Genomic DNA, 15938 nt, shown 5'->3' on the forward strand with positions numbered 1-15938 from the left:
TTATGCACGTTGGTATTTTCACCTATCAAACAGGTCATTTAATGACCTATCAGTTGATACAAAAATTTTTAACTATGGGGTATGAGATCTCGCTATTTGCTTTTCCTTTTTCATACCGCCCAAGTCAGCCGCGCCCTTTTGAGGAGCGGCCATTTCAACTCATAGAGCTAGATGTAGAGGCCTTTTGCCATGCCAGTGGCGTTCACTACCACGCCATGAATTGCTGGGGTACAGCCTCGTCAGAGCGTCTGAATACGCTGGCAAACAAACCGGATTATTTTGTGACAGCCATCGCAAAAATCATCCCGCAGCACTTTATTGAAGGTAATACTATTTTTAACTGTCATCCAGGTCTGATCCCCGAAAACAGAGGCTTAGACTCGTTTAAATGGGCCATTGTCAGACAGCAGCCAATCGGTATTACCCTGCATAAAATTGATAAGCACATTGATGCGGGCACCGTGATTAAAAAAATGACAGTGCCGGTTATCGCATCAGACACCTACAAAGAGGTCTGTGACAGGGCGTATAACATGGAGTGTGAGCTGCTCTCGCAGTTTGCACTTTATCTCGACGACACTTCGAGCCACTTTACGGTAGACCCGCAAACGCCATTAAGCAGGCAAAAGATCCCGTGCGAAGTTGATGCTGATTTTGAACAGGTATTTGCACGCTATCTTAAAGCGCTACACAGCGATGTGAATCAGTAATGTTTCAGCTTGTCTGATCCAGGAAGTCCTTATGAGTGAAATAAAAACCCGGTTTCTCGAACAGTATCACAAGCACAATCTGGCCACCGAGCCTTATGCCGTTTACGGCAGTGGTGGAGGATGTGAGCAAATTCTGGCGCTGATTAAACAAGATGCTTTAGTCGCTCCGGCGATGCTCATCGATGACAAACCCGGCACAGACACCGTCACCGGATTAACCGACTTAACGCGTGAAGATATAAAGCAGTATAAGATAGTGGTGTCATCACAAACATTTTTTTATGCCATTAAAGATAAATTACTCGAACGCTTCGCTCCGGCAGAACTTGAGATAATCTCACTGCTTGATTATCAAACCAGCTTTGATAATCCCTTGTATCGCTCAGAGCAGGCATGGAAAGAACACACCCGTCTGGCCCGACGCGACTACGAGGGCGCGCGCACAGCAGATTTTGCTCGCGACAAATTTTATATTGGCGAGGTTAACCCTGCTTTTGCCGACCGCTTCAGGCAGGTTGCCGAATCTCTGCCTCGCTCAGGCTATGACACAACTGCCAGTCAGTCAGACTACACCTATTACCGCAACTTTGCCTCACTGAACGATGATGCGGAGGTACAACGATTACAATTAACGCATGAGGCCCGACAACATATCGATGAATTTCTGGCTCATGTGTATGACGATGTCTGCACTCAGCTTGGCTATAACTGGCAAGTCGTCAATGGCCGCATTACCCGCCTGGCGCAAATATCGGACTCTCAATTGGGCTCAAATGCCTATCACACCGACAGTTTGCCAGACACGGTCATAAAGCTGCTGCTCTTTTTGACACCACCCAGTAAAACGCTTGGTACAACAGCAATAAAAACAGAGCAAGGCCAGGAAGTGTTTGTGACCGGGCCAACCGGCACCTGGGCTTTACTGGAGGTCAGTCAACTACTACACAGAGGCATTTCGAGTGACTCTGCACAGCGCATCGTCTGCGAGCTAACCATTACGCCCAGCCGTCGTCGCAACACTGAGGCCACGATAAAAGGGATTGTCTCACATTATCCCCTTATGCCATGGCAACGTTGTAGTGAACTCAAAGTGTGTGTTTATCCAATTGGCGCACTGGAAAACGACAACTGGGCCATCTATGGCGACTCACCATCGCTGTTTTACAACACACTTAGCCCAGAGAGTGAGCAACCAGTCGAGCTCTATCATGACGCCAACAGCGTAGCGCTGGTTTATCTGACCCCCCGCACATTCAATCTTGAGCAAAGCCAGTTACAAGCGTTACTGGCCGAATCATTGCATGTACTTAAGCCCGATGGGGATCTGCTGTTACAAGTGAACGAACAAACACAGTCAAACCAGGCAGCGTTACTAGAGCGCACAGCAATGGAGCTTGGATTTACGTTTATTAGCTCGGAGCAGGCGTTACTGAAAAGCATCTTCAGCGATGTCACAACGCTTAATGCAACCGACACACATATTTTATTATTTAAAAAGCCTAAGGGAGACCTTCTATGAGAGTGATCATTTTTGGCACAGGAAAAGGCGGGCAAAATACCCTGCAGCTATTCTTAAATCAGCAAGGGCATGAGGTTGTATGCCTGATAGATAACAACGCTGCACTTTGGGGCTCGATGCGTGAAGGAGTAGAAATCAAAGGGCCTGACGTTTTACCGTCTTTGTCCTATGATCAGATCATCATTGCCAGTCAGTACCACAAAGAGATTAAGCCCCAACTGCTCTCTTTAGGTGTCCCGGAAGAAAAAATCTATGTCGCGCATCATAATATGATGAACGGGTTTAGCCTGGATTTTGGCATTTTCACAGGCTACCCACAAGGCAAAGCGCCCGATATTCACACCTATTTTAGCTTCCGTGAAGACGTGCTTCGAACGCTGGCGATGCAAGTCGAGTTAGTCATGGCCAATCAGGTCGCAGGTAATATTGCTGAGTTCGGGTGTGGCACAGGCCAATCCAGCTATATGCTTGCCAGAACCCTCAGAGACTGCAGCCAGTATTACAATATGCCGGCTAAGCACCTGCACCTGTTTGATAGTTTTGAGGGCTTGCCTGCTTCTACCCATGATATCGATCTGGAGTCCCCTCTTGTCCAGAGTAACGTCTGGGGAGAAGGCGCCTGTGCAGACATCAGTGCACAACAGCTGGCAGATACACTCAATACTCAGCTCAACTTTTCAGATTTTAGTATTTATCAGGGTTGGTTCGAAGAAACTATGGTGCAAATCAAACCCGAAGAGCGGTTTGCACTGTTACACCTGGACTGCGATCTGTACGAATCTACCTATCAGGTACTCGATTATATGTTTACCAACGAGCTGCTTTCTAAGGGTGCCATTTTGCTGTTTGATGACTGGAGCTGCAACGGTAACCTCCCTGAGTTTGGACAGCAAAGAGCCTGGGCCGATATCTGCGATAAATACGACATCCAGTTTGAACCGCGTGGCCACTATGGCATCGGCTCATATATCCTTGCGATACGTGGCTACAGTAAAAAATCAGCGAGCAACATCTGATGAGTGTTGCTATCTTCAACGACAAAGACGTGTTGACAGTCGATAACAGTACCTTAGACATGTTAAAAGCGCGTGCGTTGGCCTCCCCGACTAAGCGCTTTAGATTGTGTTGTCACAGAAATAATCAGGACCCTATCCAGGAGATGATTATTGTGTTGCATCGCAGCGCGTTAATGACGCCTCACCGCCACCCCCAACATAAATCGGAGTCCTATCATCTGATTGAAGGGGAAATGGAGGTCTTTATTTTTGACGACAAGGGGCAGGTATCACAGCGTATCCCCATGTCAGATAGCGGTCAGGATGCCTTTATGTATCGCCTTAGTGCGCCATTATGGCACCTGCCAATTGCCCGCTCAGAGTGGGTTGTTTATCACGAATGCTATGTCGGCCCATTCGACAAAGACATAGATGTTGAATACGCCCCCTGGGCACCGTCAGAAGATAAACCTGACGAATTGCAAGAGTATTATAGAACAATAACAGGTCAGTAATGAAAATAGCTTTATACGGTATTAATACAGTCACCGAACAACTTACTTCAACATTAGCAGATGAGCACGAGCTAATATATGCCTGCACATCGGGACAAGAGCAGTTTGAATCCCACCCTACTTTATCTTTGCCTGAACTAGTCCAGACAGAGGTTGACAGGATCATCATCTGCTCTATGTTTGTCGACGAGATCGCACATGATTTAGTTAAACACGGTATCGACCTGGAAAAAATTTACTTTTACAACCAGATGCAAAGCATCATCGTAGCGTGCAAGGATGTTCTTATCCCCACCTTGCGCAAAGACAAAGTACTCTATGCTGTCTTCGATTTGTCTCGCAACGTTGCAACATTTGATTGCTGCTGTTTTGCCATTCAAGCTGAACTGTACCGAGAAGAGCACCAGTACGATTCCATCCATTTTGTGATCCAGCCAAAGCGCTCTGCGGATCCTGACTCCCTGAGTTTTACCACTTCTCATGAGCTGGATGATGTTGAATGGCGACTCAATCATATCGTTATTCCTGTTTTTGAAGCGCTTCCAGCCTGTTCGGGAGTGTCTAAAATGTCCTACCGCCAACAAGCGGTCGAAATGCTGCAACATCAGCCCCATGTCTTTCCTGAGTCATTCCGAGAAACACATAGAGGTATCCACCTTAAAATTGAGCAAGTGCTTAAATATAAACGAGCGGGTATAGACACAGCACGTTTCAGACCGCACGCCCATGCCGAAGCATTAGTGGATAGCTTTGTTGAGGACCGTAATATTGGCGATAAAAAGTTGCTGGTCATCACACTACGCGAGTACCCTGTGCATGCACACCGCAATAGTCCGGTGGAAGAATGGGCTGAATTTACCAAACGGGTCGACAGCGATGAATTCCACATTATCGTCGTGCGCGATACCAGCAAAGCATGCGAGGCTCTGCCTGAGTGCCTGAGTCATTGCGATACCTTGCCGCTGGCTTCTATCGACATGCATGTCCGGTTTGCCCTGTACCGTCGTGCTCATATCAACATGAGTATCAATGGCGGCACCAGTTACACCTACTTCTTTACCGAAAACGTCAATTCGATCATGTTTATCCCCACCAGCCGGGAGCATTTTTCAAACAGCGTCAAAAATGTTGCCACCGGTGGCTATTTCTTTGGTGAACAACCAGAATTTAGGGCTCATGAGAATCAGGTTGTTATCTGGCACAGCGGTACCACTGAAACCATCCATAGTGCCTTCTTAAAACTGCATCGTCAGATACAAACCGGCGAACTACAAGACTTCTCCGACCTGTATGACGATCCCGCTGATATGGAGCAAAGCTAAATAATGAGCGCACACACTTCACTTTCACTGGCACTGGTTGGACTTGGCAGTTGGGGACAAAAAATTGCGCGTACACTCAATGAAGAAATCACCAGCGCGTCTCTGGACTTTGTGGTCACAAGCAACGAAAACCCTCACGACTTCGTATTACCGCATTGCCAGGTTTTTAATTCTGTGGATGCGCTACTGAGCAGTGATGTAAAAGTCGATGGCGTGATTTTGGCCCTGCCTCCGCATCTCAACAAAGCTGTGTCACTGAAAGTTATGGCCGCTGGTATTCCTTTATTTATCGAAAAGCCTATGGCTATGAGCATTGCAGATGCAACCGAGATGCTTGACTTCGCCAGAGCACATAAAGCCATTGTGGCTGTCGATCACATCGACCTGCATCACAGTGCGATTACACAACTGCGCCGCCTGCAACCAGATGCGCCTAGACATATTGAGGCCAAAATTGGGGCGGCCTACAATCCCAGAGAAAATTGGCCGCCACTTTGGGAGTATTCCCCGCACTTTATTGCCGCAGCACTGGAGTTTTGCGGCGAATTGCCAGACACCATCTCCAGTCGGGCACTGCCTGTCGACGCCGGTCTGTCACAAGATGTGTTAAGAGAAAATATTGAAGTGACTATGAGCTTTAGTAATGGCAGCACGGCAACCGTTGTTGGTGGGAATGGGATGGCCAAGAAAACCAGACAAATGGCTGTGACCTATGGCAACGACGTCTACCATTTCGTAGACAGAGAGGACCCGGATCTGTTTGTCGAACACCTGGATAGCGGACAAAGTCAGCCGCTTAGCTCACCAGACCGGATGCCACTTGGGCTGTCTCTTGAGTCTTTCATCGCTAAGGTTCAACGCGGTCAGTCGTGTTGTGAGGAGTTTGAGCTGGGCCTCAATGTGGTGAAAATACTCACTGGCGCAGATCTGTCGCGTCAGACAAAACAACCTGTCAGGTGGAGTGCGTTATGAGTAAACAACCCCTTGCTATCTTGGGCGGTAACCCGGTACGTACCACACCTATGCCTGCCCGAAAGGCGTTTGGCACGAGTGAGATAGACGCGCTCAATAAGGTGATTGCACATTATCAGCACAGTGAATCTGATCCTCCCTATGGCGGCGACTTTGAGCAAGCTTATTGCAACGCCTTTTCAGAGTATATGGGTGGCGGTTACAGCGTAGCCGTTGCCACCGGCACGGCATCCGTATTCGTTGCCCTTGCAGCGCTGATGCTACCTAAAGGTCAGGAAGTTATTCTTTCACCGGTGACCGATTCGGGGCCTCTCGCGTCCATTATTCACCAGGGATATGTGCCTGTGATAGCCGATGCGGCTGAGGATAGTTATAACAGCACCTGGGAACAAATCGAACCGCTGATCACGGACAAAACCGGCGCGATTATTCTGGTTCACTGTGCAGGTATCCCCACCGACGTTGAAACCATAGTGACCCAGGCGCACCAACGCGGCATCAAAGTCATTGAAGATTGCTCTCAAGCGCCAGGCGCGAGATGGAACGGTCAAAAAGTTGGTGGGTTTGGCGATATCATGGCAACCTCCACCATGTATCGTAAAAATATTGCCGCCCCTGGCAGCGGCGGCATCGTCTACACTAAAAGCCAGTCTTTATATCACATGGCTTTGGCACATGCGGACAGAGGAAAACCAGTTTGGCAAGAAGGGTACGCAGAGCGAGACCCATCGCTTAACCTGTTTCCCGCCCTTAACTGGAACACCAACGAGCTTTCCTGTGCGGTTGCCCATGCTTCTTTGTCTCGTCTTGACGAGACCATCACTGCGCGTAACGCAGTGCAAAATGCGCTAATTGACTGGATTAACACCCAATCGACATGCTGTTATGTTGCCAGGTTCTCTGGCAGTGCGTCACCGTTTTTCCTTCAGGTGTTTATTCGCGAGGAGAGGCTCAGCGTAGATAAACTGACATTTTGTCGGGCACTGCAAGCTGAGGGAGTAGACCTGAATCCGGACTATAAATTCCTGATCAGTGACTGGAAGTGGGCACTGCCCTATATTAAGCCCCCATTATCGACGCCAAATACCGTGTCTGCGCGGGACAGATCGTTTAACCTGTACTTAAATGAACAATATACCCAGCAAGAAGTGACGGATATTTGCGCCGCCATTGCCAAAGTCGAACAACACTATGCCAAATGACACTCCACAAAAACACACAAGAACTGTCCTGGTGCAAGGCAACTTTGATGTCTTGCACGCCGGGCACATCCGGCTGCTAAAATTCGCCAAAGAATGCGGGGACAGGCTCATTGTTGCGGTCAACGCAGACAAATCTATGGCTGTACGCAGCCGTGTTAGTGAAGAGCTTAGACTGGAAGTGGTGCGCTCCTTAGAGTGTGTTGATGAAGCGCATATCACCACGGCCACACCAGAGCAAGAGGTTGCACAGTTCAAACCCCAAATCGTTGTTAAGGGGAAAGAGTTTGAGTCACGTTCAAACCCTGAACTCGCGGTCTTAAACAGCTACGGAGGCAAGCTTATTTTTGGCTCAGGTGAGTTTGAAAGTAATTCTGAGCACTTTTTCCGCCGCAGCAAAAAGCCCGCGCCGGGAATGGATTATGCCGAGGCACGTGGGTTTGCCAATCGCCATAACATAGCTGCTGAAGACTTACATGAGTTGTTTGATGCAATGAAATCTCTGCGTGTTCTGGTCATTGGTGAAGTCATCGTCGACGAGTATGTACAAGGTACGGCCGTAGGGTTATCACAAGAAGACCCGACTATCGTGATCACCCCAAACCGCAAAGACACATTCTTGGGTGGCGCAGCCATCACCGCAGGACACATAAAAGCACTGGGTGCTGAGCATGTGGTGCTCGCTTCAGTGTTGGGCGAAGATCAGACCGCTGATTATACACGCTCGCAAATCACCGACTATCAGGTCGAACCTTTGTTCTTTACCGATCAAAGTCGCCCTACCCCTTTGAAAACCCGCTACCGCGCCAGCAATAAAACCTTGCTGCGGGTTAATCAGGTACGTCAGCACAAGATATCACAGGAGTTGCAGGCGCAAATATATCAGACCATCGAAAGCCAACTCAATCAGATTGACCTGTTAGTCTTTTCTGATTTCAATTACGGCTTACTGCCGCAACCATTGGTCGAGAAAATTGCTGCAGCCTGCCACCAGCGCGGGATCAGACTGGTTGCAGACTCCCAGACTTCTTCGCAAGTGGGAGATATTGCCCGCTACTGCAATATGGATCTGTTAACCCCAACAGAGCGAGAGGTGCGAGTATCTCTGAATAATCCGGATGACGGCTTGGTTATCCTGGCGCAGAAGCTCACAGAGGTGTCGCAGCCAAAAAACCTGGTGATTACACTCGCCGAAGAAGGGATCCTCATTCACAAGCCCAATCACACATTTGATGACTGGGAGAACGACCGCCTGCCCGCGTTAAACACCAACGCCGTTGACCCTGCCGGCGCGGGTGACTGCTTTTTAGCTGCCAGTTCGCTGGCGCTGGTTGCGGGTGCTAACATCTGGCAGGCCTGCTACCTGGGTAGCCTGGCTGCCGCATGTCAGGTTGCTTCACTGGGCAATACCCCTCTGTCTTGTCAAACCCTTGAACAAGCCGTTAAGGATTCATTTAGTTAATATGAAAGCCATTCTACTTGCCGCGGGCCTTGGCACCCGCCTGCGGCCAATCACTGATACTCTGCCAAAGTGCCTTGTTCCAATCAATGGAAAGCCCCTGCTGGGTTTATGGCTAGACAAACTCGTTCAGCTTGGGGTCGAAGAGATCCTCATTAATACGCATTATTTTAGTGAACAGGTTGAAGCCTTTGTAGCCGCCAGCCCGTATCATGACCGCATTATCCTGAGTTATGAACCTGAATTGATGGGCACTGCGGGCACACTGGTGCGCAATCGGACTTTTTGGCAGGGAGAGACCTGCATGGTGATACATGCTGACAACTACTGTCAAAGCTCATTAGAGGGCATGCTTGAGGCACATAAACAACGCCAGACGCAGACCGATGCTACTTTACTTTTGTTCGAAACCCCGACGCCACGTAGCTGTGGTATTGTTAAATTGGATGAAAATCAAGTTATTCAGGAGTTTCATGAAAAGGTCGAACACCCTCCTGGCAACCTTGCCAGTGGCGCCCTCTTTATATTTTCACCTGACGTCTATGAACGCTATTTCTCGCACCTAGAAGTGGATCGGCCCTATGAGCTCAGCCTGGATGTAGTGCCTAGTATGATTGGTAAGTTACAAGGCTGGCTGGTCGATGAGCATTACATTGATATTGGTACACCAGAAAGCTACTCAGAAGTGCAAAAGATTGCCGAAAGTCAGACAATGCCACTGTTATAATGGCGCAAACTTTGCTTAACTTAAAAGAATAATCTAAGTCTAAGGATTTATAATTTATGTCATTTTGTCAAAACTGGGATCAACTTTACCGCAGTAATCAGCACATGTCTGTTTGGCCATGGAGCGAAATTGTGAGCGGAGCTCTGCGCAACACTAAGCTGCGCGAGGGCAATCCAGACTTTACTATTTTGGAAGTCGGATGTGGTGCTGGCGCAAACTTTCCCTTTTTTCTCAGTTATTGTCCCAACGTTTATGGTATTGATGGCAGCGAGTTTATTATTGGTGAGCTGAAACAAAGATTCACTAACATTTCAAATAATCTGTATGTGGGTGACTTTACACAGCCCTGGCCCTTTCAAACACAGTTCGACTTAATCGTCGACCGGGGCGCATCCGTACACAATCCAGCCAGTAGCATTCAGCGCTACCTAGATCAGGCTTACGATAAACTTAAGCCTGGCGGTGTATTACTGATCACTGATTGGTTTAGCACTGAGCACTCTGATTATGCTAAAGCGCCTGAGTCGGTCGATGAATATACTAAAACAGGCTACACTTGGGGACCATTTTCAGGTGTTGGAAACGTCAATTTCTTTAGCGCAGACCTCATCCACCAGCTAGTATCGCGATTTGAAATTGTGTCACTCAGTCACGCTCAGTCTAGCGAGTACGGCAGCGATGGAGTACATGCTGCTTGGAGTATGGTACTGAAAAAGCCAACTCATGAAGAATAAGTTTACTCTTGAGCGTTGTGAGCTGGACCATCACTGGGACAGCTTTATCGCCACATCTCCCCATGGTAGTCCGTTTATTCATAGCCAGTTTATTGCGCTGCTGGGTGTGAAGTATCACGCCTATTATTGCTGTAAAGGCAAAGAAAAAATAGCCGCTGTGCTACTGATCGTAGATGAAAGCGAAACTCAGGTCATCGGCCACCATGATGTTATCCATGACGGCATAGCGCATCGCAATATCAGTCACCTTAATCGTGCCCAGGGCCACTCCGAGTTGTTCGCAGCGCAAGAATATATTGCCGAGTACCTCACAGAGCACTACACTCAGGTGCAGCTCAAATTGCACCCGGCCATTAAAGATATTCGTGCCTTTTTGTGGATCAATTATCATAATGACGGCCCTATGTTTGCTGCTGTGCCGCGCTATACTTCTATACTTGAACTCGATGAATTTAACACCACAGAAGTAGAACTTGAACAGTCTGATAACTACAGCAATAGCTCAGTATCAAGGCGTCAGGAGATACGCTATGGCATTAAAAAAGGAGTAACACTCCAGCCGTCACAAAACTTTGATTTGTTCGCTCAATATTATGGGTTGACCATGGCGCGTCAGGGAATTGAGGTCGATGGTAGGCAATTGTCGTCACTAGCACTAAGAATAAAAAGCTTAGCTGAACAGGGGCTGCTATGTATGTATCAAGCACAAACTCAGGACCAAAAAATCGGTAGTTTTGCGACCTATTTAATTCATCAAGATACTGCTTACTATTTTTACGGCGCAAACCACCCAGACATGCGCGATAGCCATACTGGGACGGCTGTTTTGTGGCAAGCCTTCCCGCTACTAGCGCAAAAAGGTATCTCGCGATTGGATTTAGAGGGGATTAACAGTCCGCAGAGGGGCTGGTTCAAATTGAGTTTCGGTGGCAATATCGAACCATATTTTCATATCAGGCTTGGCTAACACAGGCCGACGTTTAACTCGCGTCGGCTGCCCGCATAATTGACTCATAAGCCTCAATCAATACCTCAGCCTGACGCCAGCATTTTCCACTGAAACGACCCGAAACAACGACGTTGTCGACGCAGTTTGTCAATGTCTCGTAGTTCTGCTGATTAACGGCCTGAAACTCTGTTGTTGGAACTGGAAAAGTGTTATTGATCACTTGAGTATGACCGCTTACAAGCTTCGCTTCTAGGTCAACAATCCCCATCGCCTTGAGTTGCTTGATAATCTCCGCTTCTGTAAAGGAACTTACTTCATCAGGACTGCACAAAATCTCCGCAGATATGTGATGATGTGTGCTTCGACCAATTAAGTTTGGATATAACGTCAAACGAAAAATAGCGCAGTCTGGATCCCAAACCCAAAGATAATGGGAATTTCTATCTAGCAAAGGACGGTCAAAATTTAGGTGAAAAATCAGCGCAGTTCGCAAGGTAATTTGGCCTCTGGAAGGCGTCAGCCCCATTGCACTCAAGGCAATGAAAGGTGGAGCACTCCAGAATAAAAAGTCACACTTTAACACTCGTTCAGTATTAGCTAACACCAAGTTGGTAACCTTACTGTTGCGATGCACTATTTGCGTAACTCGCTCTGAAGTAATGATTTCTACTCCTGCTTGTTCAACCTGCTGTTGCAATTGCGTTACCCAGTAACCAATCCCCTCCCCTGTGGTTGGATAGTAGTAGGTCATCTCACTGAGGTTATCTTGCACCTTACGTTTTTGAAAGTCAGATTCACGCTGGTATCCAAGCTTAGCATCAAATGCTGGTAACTGCTTGAGGTTCGCAGTCACATCTGCAGGTAATGCAAGAATGCGTGTAAATCCAAACAGCCCCGCCGCCATTGTTAACTCCTTCAGTGGCGCATCCTTACCATAGAGCTTTTCTAAAATAGGCAGCACAATACTTTCAGTAAAAACAACGCCTAAGGAATCTACACAATAATCGTAAATCAGGTCAGTATCCGGTAGTTCTGTACAATTGATCAGTTCACCGCAGCCACTTAAGTAAGTCTCTTTTGGTAACTTAGTCGCATCAGGAAATGGACTGTTCAAATCCCAACTACCGCCGAAGAAGTTTCCTGAGCGTAGTCTAGATATTTTATTCCAACTGCCACTATCGGCATCCGAAAACAAAATCTTATCAAGCTCTTCTATTCCAGTAGCATTAGGTATATGCGAACCCATATCGTAAGCAGCACCAGAGCTATCTTTCACGGAACAAAACAAACCACCAACGGTTTCTGCCTGTTCAATCAGTACCACATTGGTAAAGCGTCGTTTTAACAGTAAAGCTGCGACCAGACCACATATACCTCCCCCAACGACTACCGCTTGACTATTTGCCATCATGACTCCTCCCTATTAGGAGATAACATTTTTAGTAGCGCATGCCCCTCAAGTTTACTGATTGCACTTGCAAACTCCGTAACCGGTTGACTGTACTTACGTGCAATATCTATCGTGTCATGTTCCCCGTCGCTGTAGCAAAGTAACATCTTGATATGATTTAGTTCATCCAGTTGGCGGGTTCGCTCTTCACTAAAAAAGCTGAGAGTTGGGTATAAATCACGACTACCCAAATTGGGCTCACCATAAGGATGCGTGTTTTCAAACCGCGCACTTTGCTCAAAGGCTAGGAAGATCTTTTCCAGTTTGTCTATGCTATCTAATAACGGCTTGATCCCCATATATTCTTTGTCATCTAATGATGTATGGTATTCTTTGTAACCTGTGTGGAAACTGCGGCTTACACAACATACGGGAAACTGGAACCCAGGGGCATTATACTGACGCTCATCAGAGCCACTCAGTGGTGTGAACGGAATATTGCTATGGCCATATCCTTCTTCGCTAAGATGATAAAGCAGCTTATCTAATAACCCATTATCATTTCGACTGTGCTTAAACACTAGCTCCCGTGGACTTCCGCCCAAGCAATTCAGTACAAGTCCTGAAACTAAGTTTTGGCGGAAATGATTTTGCATTACATGTAACATCCCCAAACTTCCAATGGTCTCGGGGTGAAGCGCAAAACGATATGAGTAGCGGCGCGTTGGCCATTGCTTTATTCGATGATAAAGCCCAAGCAACACCAGAGGACCACTAAGCTCATTGTTCGCCATAGAGGGGTGACATAGATAAGAGCTAAGTAGCACTTCCTGTTTAGATTGCCCTGCAAGCAGTGTGTGCTCGATATCTAAATGACCGTCCACAAATTTGCTTTTAATTACAGCTCGATACTGACCAGCCTTTAGTTCGTCTCTACGTGTCTGGCTCAGGCAAAAGCCCCAACGCTTTTTATAATAACTAGTAACATAGGGAACAGCTTCTGGTAATTCAGGTAAGCTATACAGGTGAGGCTGGAGTTCTTCTAGCGTTAAGATCTTATCTACTGGCTCAGAATAATTAACAACTTCAAGGTTAAGCCGTTTTATGTCAGCAATACGTTCGCCGTCAGGGCCCACCAAGTAAGCCTCATCACAGTGCCACTCCTGAGGGACCTGCCAGTCAAATAAAGCAGTACCAGTTGGAATAGATAGTCTCTCCAGTGGCATATATCGTCCAAAAATGTCGTAACTTTGTCTGAGCCCAGGCCCTGTGATAGACCTCAAGATTGGAAACAACTCGTCATAAAGGTCACTGTAAAATTGCTCACTTTCTTCGTAGTGCACTACTGCAACTCCTTTCCTAGATCACATTTTTCAGTGTAATGATCACAAAAATGAGTATAAATTTCCTTGATATAACTCATCCAAAGCTGATTCAGCCTTTCATATTGTGCTAAACAAAAAGTTTCATCTTCGTATGTATAAAGTAAGGTTATCATCGGACAGTGATAATACAGTAGCGACCCTTTTACCAAGTGAAATAGGTGTCCCAGAATAGAGTCTCGATATGCAAACAAATAGCGTGATTGACGTCTTAGCTGATCCGCTGCTTCTTGCCTAGACTTCACGGGTTCTGACGCTATCTCACAAATATGCAAAACAAGTTCATTAAGGCTATCTAGTGCAATAAATTCGTCACTTACATCATCAAGATTAAATACATCAAAGCAATCAGACTTAATTAACTCTACAGTTTCAGTAATATCATAATCTTCTTCAATATCGAGTAAGTCATCTGCTTTTACTGGTAGTGCCTTTTCAATTTTAGCGCCGCTCCCGATATTTAAACATGTATTGACGTCATAATAATTAAGCAGCTTTTCAAGTTGGGCATGAGCGATCATAAATAGATCGTTTGATACAACGATGCCACCGAGATTACCGTCTAAAGTGTGGCCTTGTATCTCTAAGTGGCCCAACCCCAACGATTCATCATCGTCATTACTAGGTCTGTAAATACTGTCTTTACTGTGATGGGCACCTCTAGGGTCTTTTCCATTATCAACGCCAAATAGGTACACATTTCTAAACCCTAAATACAAGGCAAATGATAAAGCGGTATTTGCAACAACTGGATTACTATACGGGATTTTTGGCAAAGTCTGTGACATATAACGCAATGCGATAATGTCCATCATAGAAGTACCAGCCTCAGAGCCTTTTGCAGCGATGCCAGCCCATTTGTATCTTTTATTTGTATCTGGGTATAAGGTGCTTAAACCGATTAGATTGGTATTTTGATAAACCTCTGGTGGAACAATATCACCAAAGATTTTGTAATTTGAATATGGCCTTTCTACTAAAACGTGGAAATCAACTGGGATCCCCTTCCTGTACAAAGTGGCGATCGAAGTGCCTGCAGCAATTACAATTGCTTTTTTGTGATTGCGCTTAATAAAATCTTCAGCTTCATCTAATGAAGGGCCATTGCCTATAATGAAAACAGGTGTGTCTTTATTTAAGTTTGTGCTCGCCTTGGTAAGCCATGCCGCTTTGTTTCTAACATGGTGAATACTGTGTGCTAACCCTGTCACGGCGTCATTATAAAATCCGTGCCCAAACTGAAAGCGGAAATAATCCTTCGCCCATTGTTGAATAAGCACATTTAATCGTGCATCTGGTGTGTGCTGATAACAAAAGCTTCTAACTAGAGCAAATGCGCCAACATCTTCCGCTATTTTTTCAATGTCTCGGATAAACGTACTATGGTCAACTCCCAAGTGAAAAAATAAGCATCCACCCTGCTCGTCAATATCTGAAATAATCTGGTACCAGTCGGTACAAAATAGGCTCGCAAAAAACTGTTCAAAGTCGGGCTCTATTAGGAAAGTATAATCAAACTGAGTCCGTTCAAACAATAATGGGATGTGATATCCCAAACCAATACCAAAAATAATAGCTGTTGGGAAATGTTCAGGTAAATGGGTTAATTTTTCTTCGCCTTGGTTTCGAATATCAACCATCAAATTAGTCAGTTCGGTCATATAACGGACATGCAGGCGATCATCTTCTTGATTTTGACCGTATCCGGTATAATCAGTAAGACTTAGTACAGGTTTACTGAGCTGCTTCTCAACTTGAGTTTGGGTTTGTTCTATCGGTGACTGAGAATAAAGTGGCGCTGTGCAGCCCTTTGGAATAAAGTTACCATGCCCTGATGCAGTCACGTGCAGACAAAAGTCTTCACGAACATGATACTCCTTGATGGTCTGTGCAATACTGGGGAAATATTTTTCGAAACTTTTTAAATTTTGATTAAAACGTTCGTTAGCTTCTTCAGCAAACTTGGCTTCTTTAGCCTGATGAGCAGCGGTATCCGAAAGTTGCTCACTCAGAGACTCTAATTGTTGTGATAAGGGGTCTTTGTTCATAAATTTGCCAGTGTCGT

14 protein-coding genes are annotated in these 15938 nt (G+C 46.3%); 11 read left to right on the forward strand and 3 right to left on the reverse strand.

Annotated elements, in window-relative coordinates; genetic code table 11:
- Positions 1 to 2: 2 nt before the first annotated feature.
- Genes A587_RS0113820 through A587_RS0113875 form a run of 11 tightly spaced genes read left to right on the forward strand, consistent with a single transcriptional unit; the run spans position 3 to position 11119 of the window.
- Complete coding sequence (locus A587_RS0113820) at positions 3 to 710, forward strand: formyltransferase family protein (RefSeq protein WP_017218066.1); 708 nt, start codon at positions 3 to 5, stop codon at positions 708 to 710.
- Positions 711 to 741: 31 nt separating this feature from the next.
- On the forward strand, positions 742 to 2229 hold the full coding sequence (locus A587_RS0113830; RefSeq protein ID WP_017218067.1) for a hypothetical protein: 1488 nt from the start codon (positions 742 to 744) through the stop codon (positions 2227 to 2229).
- The gene (locus A587_RS0113835; protein ID WP_017218068.1) at positions 2226 to 3245 is read left to right on the forward strand and encodes a TylF/MycF/NovP-related O-methyltransferase; all 1020 of its coding nucleotides are present in this window, start codon (positions 2226 to 2228) and stop codon (positions 3243 to 3245) included. Before A587_RS0113830 ends, A587_RS0113835 begins: the two co-directional genes overlap by 4 nt.
- Positions 3245 to 3739, forward strand: a complete 495-nt coding sequence (locus A587_RS0113840) for a WbuC family cupin fold metalloprotein (protein ID WP_017218069.1) — start codon at positions 3245 to 3247, stop codon at positions 3737 to 3739. Before A587_RS0113835 ends, A587_RS0113840 begins: the two co-directional genes overlap by 1 nt.
- On the forward strand, positions 3739 to 5061 hold the full coding sequence (locus tag A587_RS0113845) for a hypothetical protein (protein WP_017218070.1): 1323 nt from the start codon (positions 3739 to 3741) through the stop codon (positions 5059 to 5061). Before A587_RS0113840 ends, A587_RS0113845 begins: the two co-directional genes overlap by 1 nt.
- 3 nt (positions 5062 to 5064) lie before the next feature.
- On the forward strand, positions 5065 to 6033 hold the full coding sequence (locus tag A587_RS0113850) for a Gfo/Idh/MocA family protein (protein WP_017218071.1): 969 nt from the start codon (positions 5065 to 5067) through the stop codon (positions 6031 to 6033).
- Positions 6030 to 7235, forward strand: a complete 1206-nt coding sequence (locus tag A587_RS0113855; RefSeq protein ID WP_017218072.1) for a DegT/DnrJ/EryC1/StrS family aminotransferase — start codon at positions 6030 to 6032, stop codon at positions 7233 to 7235. Before A587_RS0113850 ends, A587_RS0113855 begins: the two co-directional genes overlap by 4 nt.
- Positions 7225 to 8694 (forward strand): PfkB family carbohydrate kinase, encoded by a 1470-nt coding sequence (locus A587_RS0113860; RefSeq protein ID WP_017218073.1) that lies wholly within the window; start codon positions 7225 to 7227, stop codon positions 8692 to 8694. Before A587_RS0113855 ends, A587_RS0113860 begins: the two co-directional genes overlap by 11 nt.
- A 1-nt stretch (position 8695) precedes the next feature.
- Positions 8696 to 9418, forward strand: coding sequence for a nucleotidyltransferase family protein (locus A587_RS0113865; RefSeq protein ID WP_017218074.1), 723 nt, complete (start codon positions 8696 to 8698; stop codon positions 9416 to 9418).
- A 56-nt stretch (positions 9419 to 9474) separates the two neighbouring features.
- Positions 9475 to 10152: a class I SAM-dependent methyltransferase gene (locus A587_RS0113870; RefSeq protein WP_017218075.1), complete on the forward strand. Its 678-nt coding sequence runs from the start codon at positions 9475 to 9477 to the stop codon at positions 10150 to 10152.
- Positions 10142 to 11119 carry a GNAT family N-acetyltransferase gene (locus A587_RS0113875; RefSeq protein ID WP_017218076.1) on the forward strand — a complete coding sequence of 326 codons (978 nt, stop codon included), beginning with the start codon at positions 10142 to 10144 and terminating at the stop codon, positions 11117 to 11119. Before A587_RS0113870 ends, A587_RS0113875 begins: the two co-directional genes overlap by 11 nt.
- 13 nt (positions 11120 to 11132) lie before the next feature.
- Here the strand turns inward: A587_RS0113875 and A587_RS0113880 are convergent, their stop codons facing one another.
- The 3 genes from A587_RS0113880 to A587_RS0113890 are packed head-to-tail and all read right to left on the reverse strand — an operon-like array spanning position 11133 to position 15921.
- The gene (locus A587_RS0113880) at positions 11133 to 12512 is read right to left on the reverse strand and encodes an NAD(P)-binding protein (RefSeq protein WP_232288069.1); all 1380 of its coding nucleotides are present in this window, start codon (positions 12510 to 12512) and stop codon (positions 11133 to 11135) included.
- On the reverse strand, positions 12509 to 13834 hold the full coding sequence (locus A587_RS0113885) for a DUF4910 domain-containing protein (protein ID WP_017218078.1): 1326 nt from the start codon (positions 13832 to 13834) through the stop codon (positions 12509 to 12511). The genes A587_RS0113880 and A587_RS0113885 overlap by 4 nt, the downstream gene beginning before the upstream one ends.
- A complete protein-coding gene (locus A587_RS0113890; RefSeq protein ID WP_017218079.1) occupies positions 13834 to 15921 on the reverse strand; it encodes a motility associated factor glycosyltransferase family protein in 2088 nt (695 codons plus the stop codon). Before A587_RS0113890 ends, A587_RS0113885 begins: the two co-directional genes overlap by 1 nt.
- Positions 15922 to 15938 lie beyond the last annotated feature (17 nt).

This window comes from Pseudoalteromonas sp. NJ631, assembly GCF_000276645.1.
Taxonomy (GTDB): domain Bacteria; phylum Pseudomonadota; class Gammaproteobacteria; order Enterobacterales; family Alteromonadaceae; genus Pseudoalteromonas; species Pseudoalteromonas piscicida.